Source organism: Escherichia albertii NBRC 107761 = DSM 17582 (assembly GCF_000759775.1).
In the GTDB taxonomy this organism is placed as follows: domain Bacteria; phylum Pseudomonadota; class Gammaproteobacteria; order Enterobacterales; family Enterobacteriaceae; genus Escherichia; species Escherichia albertii.
This window is the reverse complement of sequence record NZ_BBMY01000018.1, coordinates 28,496-54,998: the sequence shown is the minus strand read 5'-3', so window position 1 is coordinate 54,998 and position 26,503 is coordinate 28,496. Positions and strand designations below refer to the sequence as shown.

Sequence of the window (26,503 nt, the reverse complement as noted above, 5' to 3'; positions counted from 1 at the left end):
CCGATGATGTAAAATGATTGTTTTTGAACTGGATATAACAACCTGGCAGGGAAGAAAGCATCACCCCACAAAATTCATTTACCATCGTCTACACTTACTCCTGTAAACCGTTCAGGAGCAGTAATGAATCAGCAACGATTTGATGAAAGCACCCTTATCCGTATCTTCGCCCTTCATGAGTTACATCGACTGAAAGAACATGGGTTAACGCGCGGGGCGCTCAACAATTATCACAGCCGCTATAAACTGGTATTTCTGGCTCATTCCCAACCGGAGTACCGCAAAATCGGCCCGTTTGTGGCTGATATTCATCAGTGGCAAAGTCTGGATGATTTTTACAACGAATACCGCCAGCGCGTAATTGTTTTGCTTTCTCACCCTGCCAACCGACGTGACCACACCAACGTTTTGATGCACGTTCAGGGTTATTTTCGCCCCCATCTTGATTCCACAGAACGTCAGCAGTTGGCGGCGCTTATCGACAGTTATCGCCGTGGCGAGCAACCGCTTCTTGCGCCGCTGATGCGTATCAAACACTATATGGCGCTTTATCCTGACGCCTGGCTTTCAGAGCAGCGTTATTTCGAACTTTGGTCGCGTGTTATTCACTTGCGCCATGCAGGAGTTTTATGACTATCCATCTGGTCTGGTTTCGCCAGGATTTACGTCTGCACGATAATCTCGCGCTGGCTGTCGCCTGTCGCAATTCGTCTGCACGCGTGCTGGCGCTGTACATCGCTACACCATGCCAGTGGGCGGCACATAGCATGTCGCCGCGTCAGGCTGAATTTATCAATGCGCAACTGAACGGGCTACAAATCGCGCTGGCGGAAAAAGGTATTCCTTTATTGTTCCGTGAAGTGGATGACTTTGCCGCCAGTGTCGAAATAGTTAAACAGGTGTGCGCGGAAAATCGTGTTACCCATCTGTTTTATAACTATCAGTATGAGGTGAATGAGCGGGCGCGGGATGTGCAGGTTGAGAGAGCGCTGCGTAACGTGGTGTGTGAAGGATTTGATGACAGCGTGATCCTGCCGCCTGGCGCGGTGATGACCGGCAATCATGAGATGTACAAAGTTTTTACGCCTTTTAAGAATGCCTGGCTGAAACGGTTACGGGAAGGGATGCCGGAGTGCGTCGCTGCGCCAAAAGTTAGGAGTAGCGGATCAATAGATCCCGCGCCATCTATTACGCTGAATTACCCTCGTCAGTCTTTCGATACTGCTCATTTCCCGGTGGAAGAAAAAGCGGCGATTGCACAATTACGCCAGTTTTGCCAGAACGGCGTGGGGCAGTATGAGCAACAGCGTGATTTTCCGGCAGTGGAAGGCACCAGCCGTTTGTCCGCCAGCCTGGCAACGGGAGGGGGATCGCCTCGCCAGTGTTTGCACCGCTTGTTGGCGGAACAGCCGCAGGCGCTGGAAGGTGGGGCTGGTAGCGTCTGGCTTAATGAGCTGATATGGCGCGAGTTCTACCGTCACCTGATAACGTATTACCCCACGCTGTGTAAACATCGTCCGTTTATTGCCTGGACGGATCGTGTGCAGTGGCAGAGTAATCCCGCCCATTTAAAAGCCTGGCAGGAGGGAAAAACCGGGTATCCGATTGTCGATGCCGCTATGCGCCAGCTTAACAGCACTGGCTGGATGCATAACCGTCTGCGGATGATTACTGCCAGTTTTCTGGTGAAAGATTTGTTGATCGACTGGCGGGAAGGCGAGCGGTATTTCATGTCACAACTGATTGATGGTGATTTGGCGGCGAATAACGGCGGCTGGCAGTGGGCGGCTTCTACCGGAACCGATGCTGCGCCGTATTTTCGTATTTTCAACCCGACAACGCAGGGCGAGAAATTTGACCACGAAGGCGAGTTTATCCGCCAGTGGCTACCGGAACTGCGCGATGTACCAGGGAAAGCGGTGCATGAGCCGTGGAAATGGGCACAGAAAGCAGGCGTGAGGCTGGATTATCCAGAACCGATTGTCGATCACAAAGAGGCAAGGCTGCGAACGCTGGCAGCGTATGAGGCGGCGAGGAAAGGGAAATAACAGACGCGTCAGGCAATCGTGTCCAGATGCCGGATGCGGCGTGAACGCTTTATCCGGCCTGGCAAATAGTGCAAATCCAATATATTGCAGGGCCATCCAGGCCTGATAAGACGCGTTAGCGTCGCATCAGGCATCGGTGTGGGCCTATTAAGATTCCAGTGCCAGCGCACGGTTTCTGAATTTCAGTGCCTGATATAACCAAATCATCAGTACCAGGCCGACGCAGGCCAGCGCACCCCAGGTGATTTGATCAAATACTTCAATATACGCATTGATGGAGTAGTTGATCGCCCCGGAAGCATCAAACGAAGATTGCGATGTCTGGTCGGCAATTACGCCTGCCAGATAGTTGGCAATTGCGCCCGACAGCAGCATATAAATACCGGTTAATACGCCGGTTACGCCGGGGATTTCAATGCGCGTAATTTGCGACATGGCAACCGGGTCGATAAACAGTTCGGCAAAGCCCATCACCGCCAGCCCCAGCACCATCAACGGCAGGGAAGAGTGACCATACATCGCCGACCAGCGGGCGCTCAGGGCCAGAATGCAGAATCCGGCGCTCATCAGGCCGAGCCCAATAGCGAATTTTCCCCAGATTCGAACGGTACGATTTCCCGCGACACTCTCTTTAACCACCCACGCCAGGAACACACCGCACAGCATGACCGCGAAGGCATTAATCGACTGGAACATCGCCGTAGGAACGGTATAACCGAAAATATCGCGGTTAACGAAGCGGTCGATATAGAGACTAATGGAGCTACCGCCCTGTTGTGCAAACGCCCAGAACAACATGCTGAAGAAAGTGAGGGTCACAATCAGCCCCAGCTCTTTACGCTGTTTCTGGTTTTCTGCTTTGCGATAAATTTTCGCCAGTACGCCAAGGCCAATAATAGTGGCGATAATCAAGGCGTAAACCGACCACTCTTTCCAGAACAGTACGGTAATTAGCGCAGGGGTTGCGACCAGCAGTACCAGCAGCCATCCCCAGTTTGGCAGAAGAAAGTTTGTCGCGCGCAGTACCTCTTTGTTAACGCCGCGGGTATGAGCAAAATGACGATTGCCACATAAGAAAATGACCAGGCCCGCGATCATACCAACAGCCGCCAGGCCAAAACCCATCGCCCAGCTATACTCTTCCTGGGCGTAACCACAGGCGATAGGTGCGATGATAGAGCCGACATTACCCGCCGCATACATCAGCGAAAAACCGCCATCGCGACGTGGATCGGTCGGTTCGTAAAGCTCGCCTAGCAGGCAACTGACGTTAGATTTAAACAAACCATAGCCGCAGACAATAATCGCCAGCGACAGATAAAGGAACGTTGGATGGATCTCACTGGCCCCCAGTACCAGATGCCCAATCGCCATCAACAACGCTCCCAGCATTACAGCCATTCGGTTGCCGAGAACTTTATCTGCCAGGAAACCTCCGAGGATCGGCGTGACATACACCAGCGAACAGTAGGCGCTGAATAACGCGTAAGCATGGGTATCGTTGTATTTCAGTTGGTTAGTGAGGTAGAGAATGAGCAGGGCGCGCATGCCATAGAAGCTAAAATATTCCCAAATTTGCAGTGCGACGACGTAGTAAATAGCGCGTGGTTGTGATGCTTGTCTATTCATGATGTATCCAGGGGGTGAATGCAACGCAGTCAGAATAATGTGCTGTGTGCGTGTGTTTCCTTAAAGTTATAACTTTGATACAGATCTGATTGTTTATGCAATATGCTGTCTGATTGCATAAATATACATGAAGTATGACGTGGTGAGATAAACAATTTGCGCCTTTTGGCAGTGGCTTTGTTTCTTAATATGTCAAAAGATTGGCTATCGACGAACAGGCAAGGTAACGCTATGTTAACGGATTAGCTATCAGAATACAGAAGGCGCGATGATGAAAAACACCGAACTGGAACAACTGATTAACGAAAAACTGAACAGCGCGGCGATTAGCGATTACGCGCCGAATGGTTTGCAGGTGGAAGGCAAAGAGACGGTGCAAAAAATCGTCACCGGCGTCACTGCCAGCCAGGCACTGCTCGATGAAGCGGTTCGCCTGGACGCTGATGCGGTCATTGTGCATCACGGTTACTTCTGGAAAGGTGAATCCCCGGTGATTCGCGGCATGAAGCGTAACCGTTTAAAAACGTTACTGACGAATGATATCAACCTCTATGGCTGGCATTTGCCGCTGGATGCACATCCAGAATTGGGTAATAACGCACAACTGGCGGCATTGCTGGGCATGACGGTAATGGGTGAAATCGAGCCGCTGGTACTGTGGGGCGAATTGACGATGCCTGTGTCGGGGCTGGAACTGGCCTCCTGGATTGAAGCGCGGCTGGGGCGTAAGCCGCTGTGGTGCGGGGACACCGGACCGGAATTGGTACAGCGTGTCGCTTGGTGCACTGGTGGCGGGCAAAGTTTTATCGATAGCGCCGCACGTTTTGGCGTGGACGCGTTTATTACTGGTGAGGTTTCAGAACAAACTATTCATTCGGCCCGTGAGCAGGGACTGCATTTTTATGCGGCGGGTCATCACGCTACTGAACGCGGCGGAATTCGTGCCTTAAGTGAGTGGCTGAGCGAAAATACCAATCTGGATGTGACCTTTATTGATATTCCAAATCCGGCATAACGAATAATCAGAGGGAACAAAAGTGCAACGAGCGCGTTGTTATCTGTTAGGTGAAACGGCGGTCGTGCTGGAACTGGAGCCGCCGATAACACTGGCTAGCCAGAAACGTATCTGGCGGCTGGCCCAGCGTCTGGTCGATATGCCGAACGTCGTTGAAGTTATTCCCGGCATGAACAATATCACGGTGATTTTGCGTAACCCTGAATCACTGGCGCTGGACGCCATTGAGCGTTTGCAGCGTTGGTGGGAAGAGAGCGAGGCGCTGGAACCGGAGTCGCGTTTTATCGAAATTCCCGTTACTTACGGCGGCGATGATGGGCCGGATCTGGCTGTGGTTGCTGCGCATTGTGGGTTGAGCGAAAAACAGGTTGTCGAACTGCATTCCTCCGTAGAATACGTGGTCTGGTTCTTAGGTTTTCAGCCGGGGTTTCCGTATCTCGGGAATTTGCCGGAACAACTGCATACCCCGCGGCGTGCTGAGCCGCGCCTGATCGTTCCGGCGGGTTCCGTAGGCATCGGCGGGCCGCAAACCGGCATTTACCCCGTGCCAACGCCCGGCGGCTGGCAATTAATTGGTCGGACATCGTTGAATCTGTTTGATCCAACGCGTGACGAACCCATCTTGTTGCATCCGGGAGATTGCGTGCGCTTTGTACCGCAGAAGGAGGGGATATGCTGAAAATCATTCGTGCGGGTATGTACACCACTGTGCAGGATGGTGGTCGTCACGGTTTTCGTCAGTCGGGCGTCAGCCATTGCGGTGCGCTGGATATGCCCGCGTTACGCATTGCGAATCTGCTGGTCGGTAATGATGCCAACGCACCCGCACTTGAGATAACGCTCGGTCAGTTAACGGTTGAATTTGAAAGCGATGGCTGGTTTGCCCTGACAGGTGCAGGCTGTGAAGCGCGGTTGGATGATAATGCCGTGTGGACTGGCTGGCGCTTGCCGATGAAAGCGGGCCAACGTTTAACGCTTAAACGTCCGCAACATGGTGTACGTAGTTATCTGGCAGTGGCGGGGGGGATTGATGTTCCGTCAGTGATGGGGTCATGCAGTACCGATCTGAAAGTGGGTATTGGCGGGCTGGAAGGGCGTTTACTGAAAGATGGCGACCGACTTCCTGTCGGGAAAGCCAGGCGCCAGTTTATGGAGACGCAGGGCGTTAAACAGCTACTGTGGGGTAACCGTATTCGCGCCTTGCCGGGACCGGAATATCATGAATTTGATCGTGCCTCTCAGGAGGCATTCTGGCGTTCGCCCTGGCAACTGAGTCCGCAAAGCAACCGGATGGGCTATCGCTTGCAAGGGCAAATTTTAAAACGGACCACTGACCGGGAGCTATTATCCCACGGATTGCTGCCCGGTGTTGTGCAAGTGCCACATAACGGGCAACCGATTGTACTGATGAATGATGCGCAAACCACCGGTGGTTATCCGCGTATCGCCTGCATTATTGAGGCTGATATGTACCATTTGGCGCAAATTCCGCTTGGTCAGCCGATTCACTTTGTCCAGTGCTCGCTGGAAGAAGCATTGAAAGCGCGTCATGATCAGCAACGATACTTCGAACAGTTAGCGTGGCGGCTGCACAATGAAAATTGATCTGAACGCCGATCTTGGCGAAGGCTGCGCCAGCGATGCTGAATTGTTAACGCTGATTTCCTCAGCCAATATTGCCTGTGGATTTCACGCAGGCGATGCGCAAACTATGCTGGTAAGCGTGCGTGAAGCGTTAAAAAACGGAGTGGCGATTGGCGCCCACCCGGGGTTTCCTGACAGGGAAAATTTTGGTCGCAGCACCATGCAACTGACGCCGGAAACGGTTTACGCTCAGACGCTGTACCAGATTGGTGCGCTGGCTGCGATCGCCCGTGCGGAAGGCGGCGTAATGCGTCACGTCAAACCGCACGGTATGTTGTATAACCAGGCGGCGAAAGACGCACAACTGGCAGACGCCATCGCCAGAGCGGTTTATGCCTGTGATCCGACGCTGATCCTCGTTGGGCTGGCGGGGAGCGAGTTGATTCGCGCAAGCGCGCGATATGGTCTGACAACGCGTGAGGAAGTGTTTGCCGATCGCGGATACCTGGCTGATGGTTCGCTGGTACCGCGCAGTCAGCCGGGGACATTGATTGAAAACGAAGAACAGGCGCTGATGCAAACGCTGGAGATGGTGCAAAACGGTAGAGTTAAAAGTATCTCCGGGGAGTGGGCGAAGGTGACGGCACAAACTATCTGCCTGCACGGCGACGGCGAGCACGCGCTGGCATTCGCCCGCCGGCTACGATCTGCATTTATCGAAAAAGGGATTATTGTCGTAGCATAATCCCACTGAATAAAGAATGAAAAAAGGATATCATCATGCCTGAAGGCCCGGAAATCCGCCGCGCAGCGGATAACCTGGAGGCGGCGATCAAAGGTAAGCCACTGACGGATGTCTGGTTTGCCTTCCCGCAGTTAAAACTTTATCAATCACAACTTATTGGTCAGCATGTCACCCATGTGGAAACGCGCGGTAAAGCATTGTTGACTCATTTTTCCGATGGCTTAACGCTCTATAGCCACAACCAGCTTTACGGCGTCTGGCGAGTGGCAGATACCGGCGAAGAGCCGCAGACCACGCGTGTATTGCGGGTAAAACTGCAAACTGCCGACAAAACGATTCTGCTTTATAGCGCCTCCGATATTGAGATGTTGACGGCAGAACAATTGACGGCGCATCCGTTTTTACAGCGAGTCGGACCGGATGTACTGGACCCGAATCTGACGTCGGAAATGGTGAAAGAGCGGCTATTGTCGCCGCGTTTTCGCAACCGTCAGTTTGCCGGATTACTGCTCGACCAGGCGTTTCTGGCGGGGTTGGGGAATTATCTGCGTGTGGAGATCCTCTGGCAGATTGGTTTAACCGGCAGGCATAAGGCGAAAGATCTCAATGCGCAGCAACTGGATGTGCTGTCACACGCGCTACTTGATATCCCGCGTCTTTCTTATGCTACGCGCGGTCAGGTTGATGAAAACAAACATCACGGCGCGTTATTTCGTTTTAAGGTTTTTCATCGTGACGGCGAACAGTGTGAACGGTGCGGCAGTACTATTGAGAAAACGATGCTCTCATCGCGCCCATTTTATTGGTGCCCTGGTTGTCAGCGCTAATGCGAACGCTTTGGCGCGTACGTTGAAATAAACCGCGCAATGGCAGGTCCCGTCAGCAAGACGCTGAACAGACGCAGAGTCTGCATCGCCATAATCAATGCCATATCAGCATTACTACCCGCAGCGATAACCGCTACTGTATCCAGCCCTCCGGGGCTGGTAGCGAGATAGGCGGTCATAAAATCAATATGCATAAACCGGGTCAGCCCCCATGCCATTGCGGCGCAAATAGCCAGCAGAGCAAAAATTGACAACAGAATTTGCGGTAGTGGGCGTAATGCGCGTAGCAAGATTTGTTTATCGAAACCGAGGCCAATTCTCCAGCCAATCGCCATATAAGCTATCGTCAGCAGCCATTCTGGAAGTTCAATAGTCATGACATCGCCAGACTGGAGCAGCGCGCCTGCCAGCATTGGAATGAGCATTGTGCCAGACGGAATACGTAGCAGGCATCCCATTGTCCCGGCTATCACGGCGAGCAAGATGGTATACAAGAGATGAATACTGACAGGTGGGAACCAGACGATTTGTTGATTCATCGATTCCGCGTTATCGCCCAGCATCGTGCGCGTTACCAGTACTGCTGCACCTGCGACAAACAATACTCGCAAATACTGCATAAATGCTACCAGACGAATATCTGCGCCATAATCCTGCGCCATGGCGACCATTGCCGCGGCGCCACCAGGGGAAGAGCCCCATGCGCCAGTATTTCCGGGCAGTGAGCTATAGCGCACCAATAACCAGCCCACAATAGCGCTGGCGAGTAACGTCACCAGTAAAATAGCTAATACAATTGGCCAGTTAACTGCCAGCGTCGTGAGAATCGAACCGGTCAGGTTTTGTGCAATCATGCAGCCAAGAATGGCCTGCGCGGCGAGAAAAGCGGAGCGGGGGAGTTGCAGGGTGATACCGCGCATACTGAAGATGATCCCGGCGATCATCGGACCAAGCAAGAGTGCCGCCGGGAGATGCAAACCAAGAAAGCCAATAGACAGGAGAAGTGACAGCACACATAACATTCCCCACGGTAATATTGGCATTCTTTGCTCCCTGATTAAACTGTCTTTGGTGTATCAGTGCAGCATAAAGAAAAAGAGATGTAGAAAAAATAACAGGAATCAATGAAATTATAAATTCGCATACTTGTTAAGCCGACACTCCATTTTTGTGTTGATGAATTGAGACGAATTAATTGTAATTGATTTTAAATAATACAACTGTTTCAAAAGGGCCAGTGCGAATAGTTGCGCCAGCGACTGTTGAGATTTCAGCGGTATATCTTTTTTCGTAAATCAACATATCGCTGGTGAAATCGGCATATTCTGTATATTTGTTAAACACATAAGGTTGATTGTTTTCATCCAATAGACGTAGTTGTAAGCCGTTACCGATCAATAACGCTTTATCATTTTCTGTCAGAGTTTCATCTGTATAGAAAGAAGAGGAAACTTTGAAACCATCGGTACATGTACCACTTTGATTTTTAGTGGTTTTTATGCTGAATGTGCGAGTCATGCTGCGCAGGCGAATATCCTGATCGCTAAATGTGCCGAAATCAATTACCTGATTTGGCGGTGTGATTGCGAAGTTAACGCTACAGTCCAGCACACGGATATTATTAAGGCCATTAATATGATATTTCAGATTTTTGGCGTCCGCTCCTTCATTAATCCCCCCTTTGCCATCAAACTGAACAATTACATAATCGCTCAAAGGACTTTGGTAGTCGTGAGGAGGCATTTCACGAACTTTTACATAGAGTCGCATTCGGGCGACAAATGAACGATATTGATGAATATTATTGGGATCTTTGCTGCACAATTTATCTTGCCAACCCATCTCTGTAATTTCTTGTGGGGTGTATTGGGTGATCTTTGTGCTGTCAATACATTGATTTGTGTCAATCTTGTTTTTACCGAGGCTTGAATCATAATCAATGCCATTGTAGGTGACGCCGAGTTGGTAATAACGATCCTGGATGCCTGGATAAGGATTTACCCAGGCATAAACATTCTCTGATGAGAAATCCCCGTTAGTATTGTTGTTACAATAAACGGGGATTTTAATGTCATCTGATTCCCAAATTTTATCCCCTGGTTTAGCGCTACTGGGGACAGCAAAAGCGTTGACCGTTTCAAATTTCTCTGTCGCGCCCCCGGATGTTCCAAAATAGCAGTCCAGCGCCAGTGCTGTTTTCAATGGTACGAAGGCAAGCAGGAATAAGAAAACAAGTCTCTGCCAGAAGATCATGGTTTTACCTCTTCTGGTGTCAGCGTGCAAATTGTCTGACAGGATAAGTGAGTCATGCGTAGGGCGCCGTAGTCATCCATATATCCCAAATAAAAATGGTTGCCGGAATAACCTGACGTATGTACTGGAGTACTACTGAAGGGAGCAATCATTGTACTTTGAAAACCAGGCAACACGCCGTTTTTATTTTTTCCCAGATAGGCGATGGTCAGGAAATAAGGTGTAGGGTTCTGTAACGTCAGCGTTTCTCCTTGCTGTGTTGCTTTCATTTGCAACTCAACGCGATCTCCCATCTTTTTACGCAAAGACGCGGGCCGCCAGAACAGTTTTATGCGGCTTTGAATTGCGATTTGTAATTGGGCGGCATCCTCTGCTTTTTCCGGTGCCGGGGGAATTTCCCGTAGATTATAATAAAATAACGTTTCACGGTCGGTAGGAAGCTGAGCGGATGCAGGCTGTTTAACTATTCTCACCTGTGAAATAGCGCTGGGGTTGATGCGTTGAATCGGTGGTAGGGCAACAAGATAATCGTCGGTCTTGTTGCCTTTCTCATCTTCAATCCAGGAATACGCCAGGTAAGGATCTCCGGGGCTTTTATTTTCGATTTTTACACTACTGGCTTTTTCATTACCATTAAACACTACGCGAGTACGATCGGGTTGTAGCGCTGCATGACTGCACAGTGTTGCTGCCAGAAAAAATAGTGGAATTACACGATAATATGTCATCTCTTTTCCTTAATTAATGACAGGGTAGCAACAGTCGTTGTGAGATATTCTCCAACACTTCAGGAAGGGTGATCTGACACATGTTATTTCCCCATAAGACAATAAGTTGTTGCCCGGCATTTATCCCACTAATCCAGGCGTGTCCTTCTTCACTGACCATTCCGACTTCTGTTTGGTTATCTTTATGGCGAATTACCGCACCAAGTGGCGGTGTATTGCCGGCTTGATCGCGAATGATCACATTAATCTCTTTACCTGCGCGAGATGCCAGACTTTTGTAACCAATTGCACCCTCAGTCCAGGTTTCTCTGACGGTATTTTCACTGACGGTCACCCCATCAGGGAGATCATCCATATTGACGGCGATGGTTGTTGGCTGGTAACTGGATATCATTGGCACCACGGCGTAACCGAAGGTATTTGTATAATCGTCATTTCCGTCTATCGGAATACCCGCAATTCCGTTAGTGCTCACCATTAAACGTGGTTCATTCGCTGTTGCGCGACGATGGAAGGCCGCTCCCTGGGAGGTTGCGGTAAAAGAACCGCTCCAGCTGGTACTGAGTGACCGATAGTCATCCACGGCGTAATTACCTGACAGATCCCACTCGCCAGCCGAGGCGGTGTGAGTGTAATTAGCACTGAATTGAGCGCCATAGTCGGGTTTATTACTTTCAACGCCAGAAGCAATGCCCCAGGTGTTGTGTGAGTCCGAATAATCATTCCAGCTTACCCGATGTGATGTTGTTTCGCTGTTTTGCATGTCATAACTCAGACGCGTGCTCTCGCCAATGGGAAGTGAAATGGAGATATAGATCTGGTTGTCATTGCCGCTGTCCTGGTAGTGCGTAGTGTTGTAAGCGGTAGTCAGGGAGATATCTTTCCAACGACCTACATCAAAGTTGAACCCCGCGCTGATATTGGCGGTGGTTGTAGAATCGTCGTTCCACCAACTTTGTCGAAGCACGCTCATACTCAGATTCATATTGAGTAGTGATATGGGCTGGCTGGCAGTAAGGCTAATGGTCTGTTTTTCATCATCGGTATCTGCATTGTTATACTGGTGATCGATAAAATTGGCGTAACTATGAAAATGGCGATCGGAAAAACGGTAGGCCGATAACGACATTACGCTGTCAGTCGCGTCAAAGCGTTTAGAGTAGTTCACACGATAGCTGGAACCCGTTTCTTCGGTGTTGCCAGTAAACTGACTATTGGCGCGGGTGATATCAAACGAGATGGCTCCCAGCCATAGCATATTTTGCCCAATCCCCAGCGCGACAGAACGGTAATTTTCACCAGACAGCAAAATACCGCCATAGAGCGAGGTATTGGACAACATCCCCCAGGAACCTTCGCTGCTTAAAAAAGTTTCATCTGCAACATGGTGAGAGAGTGATGAGCGGGCGCGTCCAGTGGCGATACTGTAACGCAGTTGACCCTGACGTGTTAAAAAAGGCGTAGATGCGGCTGAAACCTGAAATGAGTTTACCCGACCATCTTCTTCCGTCACCTTGACATCCAGTGTTCCCTGAACCGACTGGTTTAAATCAGTAATGATGAAGGGTCCTGGAGCGACTTTTGTCTGGTAAATCACGCGTCCCGCGTAGCTGATGGTGACGGTCGCATGTGTCTGCGCCATACCGTTGATTTGTGGCGCATAACCGCGTAGCTCCCAGGGCAGCATTCGATCATCGCTACTCAGTTCAGCGCCGGTATAGGAAAAACCATCAAAAATACTTGAACTTAGATCGCTTTCACCTAACGTCAAACGAGCGCCCAGCGTGGGCAATGGTCGAAACAGATAAGTTCTGGTGATCGAACCTGTACTTTTATGTTGGTTGTCTGTTTGTGTTTGTTCGTATTGATAATCGCTACGTAAACGCCATGATTGTACATTCAGCCCCGCTGTGCCATACGTATTGATATTGTTGGATTTATCCCCTTCCGTAGGGCGATAGGCGCTGGCAAAAAGATTATAATCCAGAATAAATCCAGGGATGCCTGCGTCCCAGGTTTCAGGAGGTGTCCAGTTTTGTGAATGCCATAACAACCATGCCTGAGGAATAGTTATATTTAGCTGTTGATTGACTTGATCAAAAAGAAAAATAATATCCGGGCGGGAAGAAAAATCCACACACCCTTTTACATCTTTTAGTGAATGGCGGACGTCTTCTGTTAATCCAAGGGAATTAGCAAGTTCAGTCGGTATACAAGGCTGGGTTGTATCGCCTGTTTGTTGCCAGCGAATTGTTTTTCCTGCACTGATTTTATTATTGTTGACTGTTATCGCAACAAAGTAATCACCGGGGGCGATGGCGGCGGGATCTTTCAGCAAAGAATAGTCGACGCTGTTACGCATAGATTTATCTAACACATTAAGGTTAAATTCAACGGCGATAACAGACGACGTATTAAAAAAAATAATAAACAACAGTAACCGACGAATATTCACAGCATCCATACCTGATATTCATGACAGGCGGTCAGAGACCGCCCGAAAACTGTCAATTATTTATAAGTCAAAACATACGTTGCATTGGCTGTGACGGCGCCTGCTGTTACTGCTGTACCGCTATCTACCTGTTGCATCCAGGCATAAGCGACTAAATCCATGGCACTGGCTGCTGGATTCAGAGTAATATCTGGATTTGCTTGCCCTAAGGTAACTGGGTTGTGATCCTTATCGAACAGCATTACCCCAACGCCAGTAGCCCCGCCTGTAGTGGTATTAGCCAGCATTGGCGTGCCCATTACCGTTTTTGCAGCGCTATCAAAGGTAATTGTAACTTTGGTAAGTGGAGAACCCGTACCATCATCTGAATTGGGGATATCGCAATTGATTAAGCGAATAACGATTCTTTTCTCTGTCGAGTGCCCGGTGTTGTTAATCTCTGTTGTTCTTACGTTACCTAATTCAATATCTTGGTTTATATCATCAGGATGGATATCACAAGGAGCGCTGCTCACTGTACCGGTGAAATGAAGCTCACCAGATCCGCCATCGACATCAGCATACGCTGCAGACGTCATCAGAAGGGCGACGGAAAACCCAAGCAAACTTTTCTTTAATGCGGACATGACTAAAATCCCTCTTAATAAAATGTTTCCAGACAGATTATCATTAGAAGGCAAAACAGGTTCAAGTTAAATAGATGAATGGTCTTTTTTCGGAATATATAAATAATAAATTTGGATGGTTAGTGTTTTATTATTTGTTTGATGAATAATATCTTTAATATGCAACACCACAAATTTCGGCTAGATTCGTTATTTTTATCATCATCATGATTTTCTATTTTCGTATAATGTAAATAATTCAACACTATACTCGCGAGATATCGATGATATCCCGCGGTTACTCGTTGTTAGTGATTAATTAGCGCACTTACCGGGCTGTCAAAATGTGATTTCATCGCCTGAGTGGCAGTTTCAACATCTCTGGCACATACCGCGTCGCAAATCATTTGGTGAAGTTTGATGATTTTTTGTCCGTATTCTTTCTGATCGCTTTGTGCATTCAACCCTTCCAGAATGGATTGCCGTAGTTGTTGGTGCAAAGCTTGCAACAACATCATAAATAATGGATTTTTCGAGGCGACAGCCAGTAGTTGGTGGAAACGGATATCATGAGTGATAAAGCTTTCAACGTCGTCGAATTGTTCACGGATTTGCGCCATTTCGGCACGCAGGTTGGCAAAATCTTCCTCTTCACCGTTGCGGGCCGCCGCTTCCACGACGCCCAACTCTAACCAGCGGCGTACTTGCAGGATTTGCTCTGTCGTTACCTGCTCTGTAGCCAGCGCAAAACCGAATACTACTCGTAATACTTCATCATCAAACTTTTTGATTCGCGGGACTTTGCCACTGTGCGTTTCCAGAATGCCCAGCGCGGCAAGAGAGCGATAGGCTTCACGTACAATTCCCCGACTGACTCCCAGTTTTTGAATTAATTGCACTTCGCTGGGAACCGGCATTCCCGGCGTTAGCTTCTGTTCGGAAATCAGATTGAGAATATGATTTTTGACCTGTGACGATAACGTTACGTTGGTCAATAACGCGCTCTCACTCATTTTTGCTCCTGTTGTTCTGTTTTTTGGCGAGCTGGTCCGCGTCCGACATATTTTCTTCAGATTTTTTGATTATCGCCAGATCGCCTGTGCTATGGGATCACATTTTGAGTGAAAGAGTGGCGAAGAAATAGCGAATACACAACTTTTTCGTGACGGCCTTCGCAGTATCGAGCGTTTTTTATCCTTACCCTGTAAACCTGTTAAACAGGATTACAGGATAGGAAGTCATGTGGAAGAGTGATAACGAACTTTTTACGTTAATGAGAACTCGTCTGTTCACTGCCGTAGTTGGCGATATTCTCGATACGCTGGGGTATATGCATCAGTTTGTTTCGCCAGCGATCAAGCCGCTGGAAGTCAATATGGTGGTGGCAGGCCGGGCGATGCCGGTTCTGGAATCGGATGTGTATGAAACCAAATCTTCGTCAGGTAAGACAGCGATTGGTGAAAAACCGTTCGGTATCATGTTTGAAGCGCTTGATGCCCTCAAAGAGAACGATGTTTACATCACTACTGGCAGTTCATTGCGTTATGTCCTGTGGGGCGGACTGATGTCTACCCGTGCCATGCACCTGAAAGCAGCTGGCGCGGTGCTTGATGGTTATGCCCGCGACTCTGCTGAAATTATTGAACTCCATTTTCCCACCTTTTGTCATGGCACCTACGCGCAGGATCAAGGTCCGCGGGGGAAAGTTATTGATTTTAACGTGCCGATTGAATTTCACGGTGTACAGGTTAATCCGGGCGATATCGTGTTTGGCGATCGCGATGGCTTACTGATCATTCCTCAGAGTGTTGAGAAGGAAGTCATCACTCTGGCGCTGGAAAAAGTGACCACCGAAAGCGCAGTTCGCAAAGCCATCAGCGGCGGTATGAGTACGGTACAGGCCTTTGAAACCTTCGGCGTAATGTAAGGAGAGCAACGAATGAAGGCATTAACAATTGAGCAGGGAAGTCAGACGCGATTTGTGGATATCGCCGAACCTGTCTGCGGTAAAGGCGAAGTGTTACTCAATGTTGAGCGTGTTGGACTATGCGGCTCGGATCTTAATACCTGGCGAGGACTAAATCCGCTGGTTAAGTACCCCTGTATACCCGGACATGAAATTGGCGGCACGGTACTGGCAACTGGCGATCTGGCGGGGGCAATCAAGCCGGGGGACCGGGTGGTTGTGCTTCCATGCACGGAATGTGGTGTGTGCAGTTCCTGTCTGAATGGTCGTCCCAATGCTTGTAAAAATAATCAAACGCTTGGCGTGCAACGTCAGGGGGGAATGGCACAACAACTAACAATGCCAGCACATAAAGTCATTGTCTGTAATGCCTTAACTGTCGATGAGTTAGCGTTGGTGGAACCGCTGGCTGTGGGATTACACGCCGCCAGACGCGCACAAATTAATGTGGGTGAGTGGGTGGCTGTTATCGGTTGCGGGGTCATTGGCCTTGGGGCGATAGCTGCGGCATCTGCAATGGGCGCGCGAGTGATAGCGATTGATATCGACGATCGTAAACAAAACATTGCCTTGGCATGTGGTGCAAGGCGGTTTCTTAATTCGCAGCAAAGCGATGTTGTCGCGGAACTGGCGCAACTAAATGATGAGCGTGGCCCGGACGTGGTCATTGAGGCGGTGGGAAACCAGCAAACCATTGAGCAATCCGTTGATCTGGCTGCTTTTAGTGGACGGGTGGTTTATGTCGGTTATGCCAAAAAACCAGTGAGTTATCAGAGTGCAACCTTCCTGATGAAAGAACTGGATATCCGTGGTTCCCGAAATGCCACCGTGGCTGATTTTCGCGCTGTGCTGGCGTTAATGGAATCAGGTCGTTATCCGGTAGAAAAGCTGGTCAGCGCTCACTATCCGTTGGATCAGGCCGGTCGTGCTTTCAGTGACTGGGCAAATGATCCCGGTGCGTATACCAAAATCCTCATTGACCTTTAAGGAACGACGGCATGAATGCTTTTTCATTACAAAACAAAACGGCTTTGATTACAGGGGCAGCAAGTGGGCTTGGGCTGGCGATGGCGAAATGCATGCTTGTCAGCGGTGCGAAGGTGATTATTGCGGACATGAATGCAGAACTGGCCTGTTCGACGGCACAGACGCTGGGGATAAATGCGAGCTGGGTTGAGATGGATGTGAGAGAGACCGCAACCACGCAGGCAAAAGTGGATGCGCTTATTAATGAACACGGAGCTATCGATATTCTTGTTAATAACGCAGGGAATCACTGCAAAAAGCCGATTGAAGAAATGAGCGTCAGTGATTTTGAATCTGTGCTTGATGTTCACGTAGTTGGCGCATTTGCGTTAACTAAAGCCCTTGTACCGCATATGAAACAACGTGGCCACGGTTGTGTTCTGTTTACTGCCTCTATGACCTCGTTTCTTGGGCAACCGCTGGTTACCGGCTACAGTGCAGCAAAATCAGCCTATCTTGGCATGATTCGCGGTATGACCACTGAACTTGCCGTTCATGGGATTCGCGTCAACGGTATTGCGCCAGGCTGGATCGATACGCCGATGCTGCGTAAAGCCATTGAAGGTGATGATGAACGCCGCAACAAAATTCTTGGTCGGACACCGATGAAAAAATTCGGTAAGCCAGAAGATATTGGCTGGGCAGCCGTTTATCTGGCATCAGATGCGGCAGCGTTTGTCAGTGGCCAGGTGCTGGTGGTTGATGGCGGCGCATTGATTGGCTTCTGATTGACGGAGAAATTATGCGCAAACGAGCGTTAAAACTTCATGCCAGTGACAACTGCGTGGTTGCGCTGAATGATATCGCCTGCGGCGATATCGTCTGGTGGGACGATGGCGAAATGGTGGCGAGCAATGGCACAACTTTGGGTCACAAGCTGGCCTGTGAGGTGGTGAAACACGGTGATTCAATTGTGAAATATGGTGCTGTTATCGGACACGCTACCCGTGATATCGCCATAGGTGAACATGTGCATTCCCATAACCTCACTAGCAATGTCATTGCTATCTTTCATCATGATGATGCCGGATATCAGTCAGAGGAAAAAACATAATGGAAGGTTATGTACGGCAAAGTGGCCAACCGGGTATCCGTAATACAGTGCAGGTGATCTTTATGGTGGAGTGCGCCAGCCATGTTGCTAAAGAGATTGCCAGAGCGTTTTCTTGTCACGATGTGCAGTATTTTGGTTTTTCTGGCTGCTATCCCAGCGATTACGGCTATCGGTTGGTTAAAAATTTAGCGACTCATAGCAATGTGGGTGGGGTGCTGCTGATCTCTCTGGGGTGTGAGAATTTTGATCGTCGCCGCCTGGAGCAGGAAATCATGGAGAGTGGGCGACCGTGCCATACGCTGGTCATTCAGGAAAATAAAGGGACTAGCAACACCATTATGCTGGGTAAGCAACGAGTCACTGAAATGCTGGAGCAATTAGCGCATACACCGCGTTGTGCATTGAACTGGAGCGATCTGGTGGTCGGCACTATTTGCGGGGGGTCTGATGGCACCAGTGGTATCACGGGCAATCCGGCTGTAGGGCGTGCCTTTAACCGTCTGCTGGAGAAAGGGGTAACCTGCATTTTCGAAGAAAGTGGTGAGCTGCTTGGCTGCGAGCGGCATATGATGTCGCGTGCGGGCAGTGCGCAGGCACGGGACGCTATCGAAGCGGCAATGACAAAAGCAGAACGTTATTACAGTCTGATGGGACTGGGGAGTTTTTCCAATGGCAATGCTGAAGGCGGCTTAACTACGCAGGAAGAAAAATCCCTCGGTGCTTATACAAAATCCGGTGATGGTCATATTGCGGGTGTTATTTTACCGACACAACAAGCGCCATTTCCTGGGCTTTGGTTAATGGACGTTGTACCCGACGGAGAACCGCGTTTTGGATATCCGAATATTAATGATTCCTCTGAAGCACTGGAATTAATCGCCTCTGGTTGCCATCTGGTTTTATTTACAACCGGACGTGGTTCGGTTATTGGTTCTGTTATCGCACCGATTATTAAAGTGTGTAATAACCCGCAGACGTGGGAACATTTATCTGACGATATGGACGTTAATGCCGGACGTGTAATTAGCGAAGGTGCAACACTCGACAATATTGCAGACGATATTATGCAGGCGATTGAAAGTGTTGCAAACGGCCAACATTGCGCCGCAGAACGGCTGGAGCATCAGGAGTTTGTTTTAACATATAAAGCATTTGATTACAGTACAAGCGCAGTCTGTCGGGCAGATCCCCGTTAATCGATAAAGCTCATACAGGTAATAACAATGAAAAAATTACTGGTACCATTTTTATTTCTTTTCGCTTTATTCAGTCCGCAGCTATACGCTGCACCGGTTACCATTAAAGTCGCCTATGAAAGTAACCCCGGAGAACCTGCGGATACAGTAGTAAAATACTGGGCAGACCTGGTGAAGAAGGAGAGTAATGGAGATATTGTTTTTGAGCTTTATCCCAGCTCACAGTTAGGTTCTAAACAGGATATTACTGAACAGGCACTGATGGGGATGAATATTATCACTATTAGTGATGTCGGTTTTCTGACTGATTATGATGCGGATCTGGGGATATTATTCGGGCCTTATTTAACTGACGATCCGCAGAAACTGTTTGCGATTTATGCCAGTGACTGGTTTAAACAAAAAGAACAGAAACTGCGGGAAAAAGGTGTGCATATTGTCATGAGCAACTATCTGTACGGTACTCGACAGATCATTGCTAAAAAACCGATTCGTACACCTGAAGATCTGAAAGGAATGAAGATTCGCGTGCCGAATAACGTCATGCAGATTAAAGCTATTGAGGCAATGGGAGCGACACCAACGCCAATGCCGTTGGGGGATGTTTATCCGGCTTTGACTCAGGGGATGATTGACAGTGTGGAAAATCCGGTTTCGGTGTTGTATGGGCAAAAACTACACGAACAGGCGAAATATCTGTCGATGGTGAATTATTTAACTAATACATCATTGTGGTTAGGCGGTGAGGCGTTTTTCAGCACGTTGACGCCAACACAGTTAGAGATTATTCATAAAACAGCGTATGATGCCGGTCTTTATAGCCAGAAAATCACTGCTGAGCAGGATGCGGCAATGTTGAAAGCTATGCAGAAACAAGGTGTGGAAATTATTTATCCTGACGTAGCGCCTTTCAGAGAAAAAGCGCTTAAGGTATATCAGCAATTTCCAGAATGGACACCAGGACTCTATGACACTATTCAGCAACAACTGAAATAGCTTCACGGTATAAGGACAGGTCGGTGTTTCGGCACCGACTATTAAGAGCCGAGGTGTTTATGCGTCTTTTAGGGAAAATGGTCGAAGTTGCTGCGGTATTAACACTCTTTTTATTGGTGATAATAACTATTGCTGCAGTAATAATGCGCTACTGCTTTAATATGCCATTACAGTGGACAGAGGAATTTTCAGGTTTATTAATGATTTGGGTGGTAATGTTTGGTGCTGTTGTTGCCGAGCGAGATAATACTCATTTGTCGATTCCCTTTTTAGCTGATGCGCTGACACGACGCAGGCAACGCGTATTAACACTATTTGTCTCACTGATATCTATTCTTTTATTGATTATTATGGCCTGGTCGGCGTGGAAGTTAGCTGCCGGGACAGCGATTAAAACCACACAAATATTAAAAATATCCTGGTTCTGGATTGATATAGCCGTCACGATTGGCGCTATTGGTATTGCTTGTTTTACCACTTTACGTCTGATAAAGAAAACGCCACACAAGGAAGGTGAATAATGAGCGTATTGCATGAATTACTGGCGGGAAGCTGGCTGGATAATTGGTTGATGATCATTCCGCTTATGTTCATCTGTTTATTTATTAATATGCCGGTATGGCTGGCGATGTTTTGCGGCATTCTGGTTTATTTCCTCTGTTATTCAAATGTGCCGCTGATGGTTGCAATCCAGCGATTAATTGCCACAACGCAAACGCCGTCGCTGCTGGCAATCCCATTTTTTATCTTATTAGGCACCTTAATGAGCTATACCGGTATTGCCGCGCGTATTTTACAAATCGCCAACGTGTTGGTTGGCAGAATGCGCGGCGGACTGGGGGGCGCAAATATTCTGGTCAGCACCATGATGGGCGGCGTCAGCGCCTCTAATCTGGCCGATGCAGTTATGCTCTCGCGCATGATGGTGCCGGAGATGGAACAAAAAGGCTATTCCCGCGGCTTTGCTGCAGCGATAACGGCCTGTGGTTCGCTGATAACGCCGATTATTCCTCCGGGTATTGCGCTGATCCTGTATGGACTGGTGGCAGATGTTTCTATTGGTTCCATGTTTATGGCCGGGATCCTGCCGGGTCTGTTGTGTTCTGCTATGTTGATTGTAACCGTATGGCTGGTGGCGATTCGTCGCGGTTTAAAACCTTCCAGCGAACACTGGCCAAAACCAAAAGAAGTGTCAGTGGCGTTGGTACAGGCGTGGCCTGCATTATTTCTGATTGTTGCGGTTATCGGCGGCATTCGGGCAAATATTTTCACGCCGACGGAAGCCGGGGCAGTGGCGGTATTATTGGTTATGTTTATTGGTTTTGTGATTTATCGCGAACTGAAAATTAGCCATGTATTTACTGCGTTATCTGAGACGGCGCGATCCACAGCATCGGTGATGTTAATTATCATGGCGAGTGCGGCACTGGGCTGGATATTTTCTCTGGAGCGCGCAGGTATAACGGTTGCCGGGTTTGTGACTTCCCTGACCGATAATAAATACGTTTTTTTATTGATTATTAATATATTACTGCTGGTGCTTGGCATGTTTCTTGAGGGTAGTGCCATCCTGCTGATATTAGTACCGTTGCTCAAGCCTGTGGTGGCACACTTTGGCATTGATCCAGTACATTTTGGCATCATCATGATTCTCAACTTATCGTTAGGAACATTATCGCCACCTGTTGGAACGGTGATGTTGCTGGTGTGTAATACGGTACAGGTTTCTGTCGGGCAATTTATGCGTGAAGCGGTGCCATTACTGATAAGTCTGATTTTACTGCTGTTGGTAATTACCTATATTCCGGCAATATCGTTACTGTTGGTGTAGAAATAAAAACCCTGCGTGAATACGCAGGGTTTGGGAGAATCCTTTTTACTTCTTAATATCCGACTTAAAGTCGCGCTGTGTGTAGCCGGTGTACAACTGACGCGGACGGGCGATTTTCATTCCTTCGCTGTGCATTTCGCTCCAGTGAGCGATCCAGCCAACGGTACGCGCCATAGCGAAGATAACGGTGAACATCGAAGACGGAATACCCATCGCTTTCAGGATGATACCGGAGTAGAAGTCGACGTTTGGATAGAGTTTCTTCTCGATAAAGTACGGGTCATTCAGGGCGATGTTTTCCAGCTCCATAGCCACTTCCAGCAGGTCATCTTTCGTACCCAGCTCTTTCAGTACTTCGTGACAGGTCTCACGCATCACGGTGGCACGCGGGTCGTAGTTTTTATATACACGGTGACCGAAGCCCATCAGACGGAAAGAGTCATTCTTGTCTTTCGCACGACGAACAAATTCTGGAATATGAGCAACCGAACTAATTTCTTCCAGCATTTTCAGGGCTGCTTCGTTAGCGCCGCCATGAGCGGGCCCCCACAGCGAAGCAATACCTGCGGCGATACAGGCAAACGGGTTCGCGCCAGAAGAGCCAGCGGTACGTACGGTTGAGGTAGACGCGTTTTGTTCGTGGTCAGCGTGCAGGATCAGAATGCGGTCCATCGCGCGTTCCAGAATCGGATTGACTTCATACGGTTCACATGGTGTAGAGAACATCATGTGCAGGAAGTTTCCGGCGTAGGAGAGGTCGTTACGCGGATAAACGAACGGCTGGCCGATAGAATATTTGTAACACATCGCTGCCATGGTCGGCATTTTCGACAGCAGACGGAAGGCGGCGATTTCACGGTGGCGTGGATTGTTTACGTCCAGCGAGTCGTGATAGAACGCCGCCAGTGCGCCAGTAATTCCGCACATCACCGCCATCGGGTGCGAGTCTCGACGGAAAGCGTGGAACAGACGGGTAATCTGTTCGTGGATCATGGTATGGCGGGTCACCGTTGTTTTGAACTCGTCATACTGTTCCTGAGTCGGCTTTTCACCATTCAACAGGATGTAACAAACTTCCAGGTAGTTAGAATCGGTCGCCAGCTGATCGATCGGGAAGCCGCGATGCAGCAAAATACCTTCATCACCATCAATAAAAGTAATTTTTGATTCGCAGGATGCGGTTGAAGTGAAACCTGGGTCAAAGGTGAACACTCCTTTTGAACCGAGAGTACGGATATCAATAACATCTTGACCCAGCGTGCCTTTCAGCACATCCAGTTCAACAGCTGCGTCCCCGTTGAGGGCGAGTTTTGCTTTTGTATCAGCCATTTAAGGTCTCCTTAGCGCCTTATTACGTAAGACTGCCGGAACTTAAATTTGCCTTCGCACATCAACCTGGCTTTACCCGTTTGTTATTTGGCTCGCCGCACTGTGAGAGAGGGGAAAACCAGGGTACAGAGCTCTGGGCGCTTGCAGGTAAAGGATTCATTGATGACGAATAAACGGCGAATCAAGTACTTAGCAATCCGAATTATTAAACTTGTTTATCACTAATAACTGTCCCGAATGAATTGGTCAATACTTCTACACTGTTACATAAGTTAATCTTAAGTGAAATACTGACTCCATAACTTTTACGCATTATATGCTTTTCCTGGTGATGTTTGTAACAACTTTGTTGAATAGTTGTCAAATCAGATGATTGAAAATTAAATAAATGTTGTTATCGTGACTCAGATCACTGTTTCAGATAAAACCAGACAAACTATATGTAGGTTAATTGTAATGATTTTGTAAACATCCTATACTGCCGCCAGGTCTCCGGAATACCCTGCAATCCCGAGCCACCCAGCGTTGTAACGTGTCGTTTTCGCATCTGGAAGCAGTGTTTTGCATGACGCGCAGTTATAGAAAGGACGCTGTCTGACCCGCAAGCAGACCGGAGGAAGGAAATCCCCGACGTCTCCTGGTAACAGAAAGTTATCCTCTGTGCCCGTAGTCCCCAGGGAATAATAAGAACAGCATGTGGGCGTTATTCATGATAAGAAATGTGAAAAAACAAAGACCTGTTAATCTGGACCTACAGACCATCCGGTTCCCCGTCACGGCGATAGCGTCCATTCTCCATCGCGTTTCCGGTGTGATCACCTTTGTTGCAGTGGGCATCCTGCTGTGGCTTCTGGGGACCAGCCTCTCTTCTCCTGAAGGTTTCGAACAAGCTTCCGCCATTATGGGCAGCTTTTTCGTCAAATTTATCATGTGGGGCATCCTTACCGCTCTGGCATATCACGTCGTCGTAGGTATTCGCCACATGATGATGGATTTTGGCCATCTGGAAGAAACATTCGAAGCGGGTAAACGCTCTGCCAAAATCTCCTTTGTTATCACTGTCGTGCTTTCACTTCTCGCAGGAGTCCTCGTATGGTAAGCAACGCCTCCGCATTAGGACGCAATGGCGTACATGATTTCATCCTCGTTCGCGCTACTGCTATCGTCCTGACGCTTTACATCATCTATATGGTCAGTTTTTTCGCTACCAGTGGCGAACTGACATATGACGTCTGGATCGGTTTCTTCGCCTCTGCGTTCACCAAAGTGTTCACACTGCTGGCGCTGTTCTCCATCTTGATTCATGCCTGGATTGGCATGTGGCAGGTGTTGACCGACTACGTTAAACCGCTGGCCTTACGCCTGATGCTGCAACTGGTGATTGTCGTTGCACTGGGGGGTTACGTGATTTATGGATTCGTTGTGGTGTGGGGTGTGTGATGAAATTGCCAGTCAGAGAATTTGATGCAGTTGTGATTGGTGCCGGCGGCGCAGGTATGCGCGCGGCGCTGCAAATTTCCCAGAGCGGGCAGACCTGTGCGCTGCTCTCTAAAGTCTTCCCGACCCGTTCCCATACCGTATCAGCGCAGGGCGGTATTACCGTTGCGCTGGGTAATACCCACGAAGATAACTGGGAATGGCATATGTACGACACCGTGAAAGGGTCGGACTATATTGGTGACCAGGACGCGATTGAATATATGTGTAAAACCGGGCCGGAAGCGATTCTGGAGCTGGAACACATGGGCCTGCCGTTCTCGCGCCTTGATGATGGTCGTATTTATCAACGTCCGTTTGGCGGTCAGTCGAAAAACTTCGGTGGCGAGCAGGCGGCACGTACTGCGGCAGCGGCTGACCGTACCGGTCATGCACTGTTGCACACGCTTTATCAACAGAATCTGAAAAACCACACCACTATTTTCTCCGAGTGGTATGCGCTGGATCTGGTGAAAAACCAGGATGGCGCAGTGGTCGGTTGTACCGCACTGTGTATTGAAACTGGCGAAGTGGTTTACTTCAAAGCCCGCGCGACTGTGCTGGCAACTGGCGGGGCAGGGCGTATTTATCAGTCCACCACCAATGCCCACATTAACACCGGCGACGGTGTCGGCATGGCTATCCGTGCAGGCGTACCGGTGCAGGATATGGAAATGTGGCAGTTCCACCCGACCGGCATTGCAGGTGCAGGCGTACTGGTAACAGAAGGTTGTCGTGGTGAAGGCGGCTATCTGCTGAACAAACATGGTGAACGCTTTATGGAGCGTTACGCGCCGAACGCCAAAGACCTGGCGGGCCGTGACGTGGTGGCGCGTTCCATCATGATCGAAATCCGTGAAGGTCGCGGCTGTGATGGTCCGTGGGGACCACACGCAAAACTGAAACTCGACCACCTGGGTAAAGAAGTTCTCGAATCCCGTCTGCCGGGTATCCTTGAACTCTCCCGTACCTTCGCTCACGTTGATCCGGTGAAAGAGCCGATTCCGGTTATCCCAACCTGTCACTACATGATGGGCGGTATTCCGACCAAAGTGACCGGTCAGGCGCTGACTGTGAATGAGAAAGGCGAAGATGTGGTTGTTCCGGGGCTGTTTGCCGTTGGTGAAATCGCTTGTGTATCGGTACACGGCGCTAACCGTCTGGGCGGCAACTCGCTGCTGGACCTGGTAGTATTTGGTCGTGCGGCAGGTCTGCATCTGCAAGAGTCTATCGCCGAGCAGGGCGCACTGCGCGATGCCAGCGAGTCTGATGTAGAAACGTCTCTGGATCGTCTGAACCGCTGGAACAATAACCGTAATGGTGAAGATCCGGTGGCGATTCGCAAAGCACTGCAAGAATGTATGCAGCATAACTTCTCGGTCTTCCGTGAAGGTGATGCGATGGCGAAAGGGCTTGAGCAGTTGAAAGTTATCCGCGAGCGTCTGAAAAATGCCCGTCTGGATGACACTTCCAGCGAGTTCAACACCCAGCGCGTTGAGTGCCTGGAACTGGATAACCTGATGGAAACGGCGTATGCAACGGCTGTTTCTGCCAACTTCCGTACCGAAAGCCGTGGCGCGCATAGCCGCTTCGACTTCCCGGATCGCGATGATGAAAACTGGCTCTGCCACTCCCTGTATCTGCCAGAGTCGGAATCCATGACGCGCCGAAGCGTCAACATGGAACCGAAACTGCGCCCGGCATTCCCGCCGAAGATTCGTACTTATTAATGCGGAGACA

General features: G+C 49.2%; 27 protein-coding genes. 18 read left to right on the top strand and 9 right to left on the bottom strand.

The window, feature by feature from the left end:
- Positions 1-123 precede the first annotated feature (123 nt).
- A complete protein-coding gene (locus EA14781_RS05465) occupies positions 124-633 on the top strand; it encodes a YbgA family protein (protein ID WP_001076027.1) in 510 nt (169 codons plus the stop codon).
- Positions 630-2,048, top strand: a complete 1,419-nt coding sequence (phrB, locus tag EA14781_RS05460) for a deoxyribodipyrimidine photo-lyase (RefSeq protein WP_000152357.1) — start codon at positions 630-632, stop codon at positions 2,046-2,048. The genes EA14781_RS05465 and phrB overlap by 4 nt, the downstream gene beginning before the upstream one ends.
- Before the next feature lie 147 nt (positions 2,049-2,195).
- Here phrB and dtpD read toward each other — a convergent pair whose 3' ends face one another.
- On the bottom strand, positions 2,196-3,677 hold the full coding sequence (gene dtpD, locus EA14781_RS05455; RefSeq protein ID WP_001081560.1) for a dipeptide permease DtpD: 1,482 nt from the start codon (positions 3,675-3,677) through the stop codon (positions 2,196-2,198).
- Positions 3,678-3,948: 271 nt separating this feature from the next.
- On the opposite strand from dtpD, the gene ybgI reads away from it, so the two are divergent.
- Genes ybgI through nei form a run of 5 tightly spaced genes read left to right on the top strand, consistent with a single transcriptional unit; the run spans position 3,949 to position 7,848 of the window.
- Complete coding sequence (gene ybgI, locus EA14781_RS05450) at positions 3,949-4,692, top strand: radiation resistance protein YbgI (RefSeq protein ID WP_000798860.1); 744 nt, start codon at positions 3,949-3,951, stop codon at positions 4,690-4,692.
- A 22-nt stretch (positions 4,693-4,714) separates the two neighbouring features.
- Positions 4,715-5,371 carry a 5-oxoprolinase subunit PxpB gene (pxpB, locus tag EA14781_RS05445; RefSeq protein ID WP_001188363.1) on the top strand — a complete coding sequence of 219 codons (657 nt, stop codon included), beginning with the start codon at positions 4,715-4,717 and terminating at the stop codon, positions 5,369-5,371.
- Positions 5,365-6,297, top strand: coding sequence for a 5-oxoprolinase subunit PxpC (pxpC, locus tag EA14781_RS05440; protein WP_000912751.1), 933 nt, complete (start codon positions 5,365-5,367; stop codon positions 6,295-6,297). Before pxpB ends, pxpC begins: the two co-directional genes overlap by 7 nt.
- Positions 6,287-7,021 carry a 5-oxoprolinase subunit PxpA gene (gene pxpA, locus EA14781_RS05435; RefSeq protein WP_000687104.1) on the top strand — a complete coding sequence of 245 codons (735 nt, stop codon included), beginning with the start codon at positions 6,287-6,289 and terminating at the stop codon, positions 7,019-7,021. The genes pxpC and pxpA overlap by 11 nt, the downstream gene beginning before the upstream one ends.
- 35 nt (positions 7,022-7,056) lie before the next feature.
- Positions 7,057-7,848, top strand: coding sequence for an endonuclease VIII (gene nei / locus EA14781_RS05430; RefSeq protein WP_001113982.1), 792 nt, complete (start codon positions 7,057-7,059; stop codon positions 7,846-7,848).
- Here nei and EA14781_RS05425 read toward each other — a convergent pair.
- The 6 genes from EA14781_RS05425 to EA14781_RS05400 form a co-directional block, all read right to left on the bottom strand.
- A complete protein-coding gene (locus EA14781_RS05425) occupies positions 7,845-8,891 on the bottom strand; it encodes an AbrB family transcriptional regulator (RefSeq protein WP_001122029.1) in 1,047 nt (348 codons plus the stop codon). The two genes, nei and EA14781_RS05425, sit on opposite strands and share 4 nt — an antisense overlap.
- Before the next feature lie 148 nt (positions 8,892-9,039).
- On the bottom strand, positions 9,040-10,101 hold the full coding sequence (locus EA14781_RS05420) for a fimbrial protein (RefSeq protein WP_000578493.1): 1,062 nt from the start codon (positions 10,099-10,101) through the stop codon (positions 9,040-9,042).
- Positions 10,098-10,829, bottom strand: a complete 732-nt coding sequence (locus tag EA14781_RS05415; protein ID WP_000222976.1) for a fimbrial biogenesis chaperone — start codon at positions 10,827-10,829, stop codon at positions 10,098-10,100. Before EA14781_RS05415 ends, EA14781_RS05420 begins: the two co-directional genes overlap by 4 nt.
- Before the next feature lie 13 nt (positions 10,830-10,842).
- Positions 10,843-13,284: a fimbria/pilus outer membrane usher protein gene (locus EA14781_RS05410; RefSeq protein WP_024164625.1), complete on the bottom strand. Its 2,442-nt coding sequence runs from the start codon at positions 13,282-13,284 to the stop codon at positions 10,843-10,845.
- 56 nt (positions 13,285-13,340) lie between these two features.
- The gene (locus EA14781_RS05405) at positions 13,341-13,910 is read right to left on the bottom strand and encodes a fimbrial protein (protein WP_001275019.1); all 570 of its coding nucleotides are present in this window, start codon (positions 13,908-13,910) and stop codon (positions 13,341-13,343) included.
- 287 nt (positions 13,911-14,197) lie between these two features.
- Positions 14,198-14,902 carry a FadR/GntR family transcriptional regulator gene (locus EA14781_RS05400; protein ID WP_000004199.1) on the bottom strand — a complete coding sequence of 235 codons (705 nt, stop codon included), beginning with the start codon at positions 14,900-14,902 and terminating at the stop codon, positions 14,198-14,200.
- Positions 14,903-15,129: 227 nt separating this feature from the next.
- Here EA14781_RS05400 and EA14781_RS05395 point away from each other — a divergent pair, with 227 nt between their 5' ends.
- Genes EA14781_RS05395 through EA14781_RS05360 form a run of 8 tightly spaced genes read left to right on the top strand, consistent with a single transcriptional unit; the run spans position 15,130 to position 21,958 of the window.
- Positions 15,130-15,816, top strand: a complete 687-nt coding sequence (locus tag EA14781_RS05395; protein WP_000265974.1) for an RraA family protein — start codon at positions 15,130-15,132, stop codon at positions 15,814-15,816.
- Positions 15,817-15,828: 12 nt separating this feature from the next.
- Positions 15,829-16,842 carry a zinc-binding alcohol dehydrogenase family protein gene (locus EA14781_RS05390; RefSeq protein WP_000646086.1) on the top strand — a complete coding sequence of 338 codons (1,014 nt, stop codon included), beginning with the start codon at positions 15,829-15,831 and terminating at the stop codon, positions 16,840-16,842.
- A gap of 11 nt (positions 16,843-16,853) precedes the next feature.
- The gene (locus EA14781_RS05385) at positions 16,854-17,609 is read left to right on the top strand and encodes an SDR family NAD(P)-dependent oxidoreductase (RefSeq protein WP_000991078.1); all 756 of its coding nucleotides are present in this window, start codon (positions 16,854-16,856) and stop codon (positions 17,607-17,609) included.
- 14 nt (positions 17,610-17,623) lie between these two features.
- A complete protein-coding gene (locus EA14781_RS05380) occupies positions 17,624-17,935 on the top strand; it encodes a UxaA family hydrolase (protein WP_024164624.1) in 312 nt (103 codons plus the stop codon).
- A complete protein-coding gene (locus tag EA14781_RS05375) occupies positions 17,935-19,131 on the top strand; it encodes a UxaA family hydrolase (protein ID WP_000399434.1) in 1,197 nt (398 codons plus the stop codon). Before EA14781_RS05380 ends, EA14781_RS05375 begins: the two co-directional genes overlap by 1 nt.
- A gap of 27 nt (positions 19,132-19,158) precedes the next feature.
- A complete protein-coding gene (locus EA14781_RS05370) occupies positions 19,159-20,127 on the top strand; it encodes a C4-dicarboxylate TRAP transporter substrate-binding protein (RefSeq protein WP_000735643.1) in 969 nt (322 codons plus the stop codon).
- Between the two features lie 59 nt (positions 20,128-20,186).
- Entirely contained in the window at positions 20,187-20,648 is a 462-nt protein-coding gene (locus EA14781_RS05365) for a TRAP transporter small permease (RefSeq protein WP_024164623.1), read from the top strand.
- Positions 20,648-21,958, top strand: a complete 1,311-nt coding sequence (locus EA14781_RS05360) for a TRAP transporter large permease (RefSeq protein ID WP_000114544.1) — start codon at positions 20,648-20,650, stop codon at positions 21,956-21,958. The genes EA14781_RS05365 and EA14781_RS05360 overlap by 1 nt, the downstream gene beginning before the upstream one ends.
- 45 nt (positions 21,959-22,003) lie before the next feature.
- On the opposite strand, the gene gltA is transcribed toward EA14781_RS05360, so the two are convergent.
- Positions 22,004-23,287, bottom strand: a complete 1,284-nt coding sequence (gene gltA / locus EA14781_RS05355; protein WP_000785819.1) for a citrate synthase — start codon at positions 23,285-23,287, stop codon at positions 22,004-22,006.
- 205 nt (positions 23,288-23,492) lie between these two features.
- Complete coding sequence (locus EA14781_RS24660) at positions 23,493-23,600, bottom strand: hypothetical protein (protein WP_123057859.1); 108 nt, start codon at positions 23,598-23,600, stop codon at positions 23,493-23,495.
- 381 nt (positions 23,601-23,981) lie between these two features.
- Here EA14781_RS24660 and sdhC point away from each other — a divergent pair, with 381 nt between their 5' ends.
- Genes sdhC through sdhA form a run of 3 tightly spaced genes read left to right on the top strand, consistent with a single transcriptional unit; the run spans position 23,982 to position 26,493 of the window.
- A complete protein-coding gene (gene sdhC / locus EA14781_RS05345) occupies positions 23,982-24,386 on the top strand; it encodes a succinate dehydrogenase cytochrome b556 subunit (RefSeq protein ID WP_000263352.1) in 405 nt (134 codons plus the stop codon).
- Positions 24,380-24,727, top strand: a complete 348-nt coding sequence (sdhD, locus tag EA14781_RS05340; protein ID WP_000254369.1) for a succinate dehydrogenase membrane anchor subunit — start codon at positions 24,380-24,382, stop codon at positions 24,725-24,727. Before sdhC ends, sdhD begins: the two co-directional genes overlap by 7 nt.
- On the top strand, positions 24,727-26,493 hold the full coding sequence (sdhA, locus tag EA14781_RS05335; protein ID WP_000775548.1) for a succinate dehydrogenase flavoprotein subunit: 1,767 nt from the start codon (positions 24,727-24,729) through the stop codon (positions 26,491-26,493). The genes sdhD and sdhA overlap by 1 nt, the downstream gene beginning before the upstream one ends.
- Positions 26,494-26,503: the final 10 nt, after the last annotated feature.

Bases quoted from the DNA above. Each gene is read 5' to 3' on its own strand.
- pxpC (WP_000912751.1), top strand. From the start codon at position 5,365: ATGCTGAAAATCATTCGTGCGGGTATGTACACCACTGTGCAGGATGGT.
- phrB (WP_000152357.1), top strand. From the start codon at position 630: ATGACTATCCATCTGGTCTGGTTTCGCCAGGATTTACGTCTGCACGAT.
- EA14781_RS05375 (WP_000399434.1), top strand. From the start codon at position 17,935: ATGGAAGGTTATGTACGGCAAAGTGGCCAACCGGGTATCCGTAATACA.
- EA14781_RS05385 (WP_000991078.1), top strand. From the start codon at position 16,854: ATGAATGCTTTTTCATTACAAAACAAAACGGCTTTGATTACAGGGGCA.
- sdhC (WP_000263352.1), top strand. From the start codon at position 23,982: ATGTGGGCGTTATTCATGATAAGAAATGTGAAAAAACAAAGACCTGTT.
- EA14781_RS05400 (WP_000004199.1), bottom strand. From the start codon at position 14,902: ATGAGTGAGAGCGCGTTATTGACCAACGTAACGTTATCGTCACAGGTC.
- EA14781_RS05405 (WP_001275019.1), bottom strand. From the start codon at position 13,910: ATGTCCGCATTAAAGAAAAGTTTGCTTGGGTTTTCCGTCGCCCTTCTG.
- EA14781_RS05370 (WP_000735643.1), top strand. From the start codon at position 19,159: ATGAAAAAATTACTGGTACCATTTTTATTTCTTTTCGCTTTATTCAGT.
- EA14781_RS05465 (WP_001076027.1), top strand. From the start codon at position 124: ATGAATCAGCAACGATTTGATGAAAGCACCCTTATCCGTATCTTCGCC.
- gltA (WP_000785819.1), bottom strand. From the start codon at position 23,287: ATGGCTGATACAAAAGCAAAACTCGCCCTCAACGGGGACGCAGCTGTT.
- EA14781_RS05360 (WP_000114544.1), top strand. From the start codon at position 20,648: ATGAGCGTATTGCATGAATTACTGGCGGGAAGCTGGCTGGATAATTGG.
- EA14781_RS05420 (WP_000578493.1), bottom strand. From the start codon at position 10,101: ATGATCTTCTGGCAGAGACTTGTTTTCTTATTCCTGCTTGCCTTCGTA.
- pxpA (WP_000687104.1), top strand. From the start codon at position 6,287: ATGAAAATTGATCTGAACGCCGATCTTGGCGAAGGCTGCGCCAGCGAT.
- EA14781_RS05425 (WP_001122029.1), bottom strand. From the start codon at position 8,891: ATGCCAATATTACCGTGGGGAATGTTATGTGTGCTGTCACTTCTCCTG.
- sdhD (WP_000254369.1), top strand. From the start codon at position 24,380: ATGGTAAGCAACGCCTCCGCATTAGGACGCAATGGCGTACATGATTTC.
- nei (WP_001113982.1), top strand. From the start codon at position 7,057: ATGCCTGAAGGCCCGGAAATCCGCCGCGCAGCGGATAACCTGGAGGCG.
- EA14781_RS24660 (WP_123057859.1), bottom strand. From the start codon at position 23,600: ATGCGTAAAAGTTATGGAGTCAGTATTTCACTTAAGATTAACTTATGT.
- EA14781_RS05395 (WP_000265974.1), top strand. From the start codon at position 15,130: ATGTGGAAGAGTGATAACGAACTTTTTACGTTAATGAGAACTCGTCTG.
- EA14781_RS05380 (WP_024164624.1), top strand. From the start codon at position 17,624: ATGCGCAAACGAGCGTTAAAACTTCATGCCAGTGACAACTGCGTGGTT.
- EA14781_RS05390 (WP_000646086.1), top strand. From the start codon at position 15,829: ATGAAGGCATTAACAATTGAGCAGGGAAGTCAGACGCGATTTGTGGAT.
- ybgI (WP_000798860.1), top strand. From the start codon at position 3,949: ATGAAAAACACCGAACTGGAACAACTGATTAACGAAAAACTGAACAGC.
- EA14781_RS05415 (WP_000222976.1), bottom strand. From the start codon at position 10,829: ATGACATATTATCGTGTAATTCCACTATTTTTTCTGGCAGCAACACTG.
- dtpD (WP_001081560.1), bottom strand. From the start codon at position 3,677: ATGAATAGACAAGCATCACAACCACGCGCTATTTACTACGTCGTCGCA.
- EA14781_RS05365 (WP_024164623.1), top strand. From the start codon at position 20,187: ATGCGTCTTTTAGGGAAAATGGTCGAAGTTGCTGCGGTATTAACACTC.
- sdhA (WP_000775548.1), top strand. From the start codon at position 24,727: ATGAAATTGCCAGTCAGAGAATTTGATGCAGTTGTGATTGGTGCCGGC.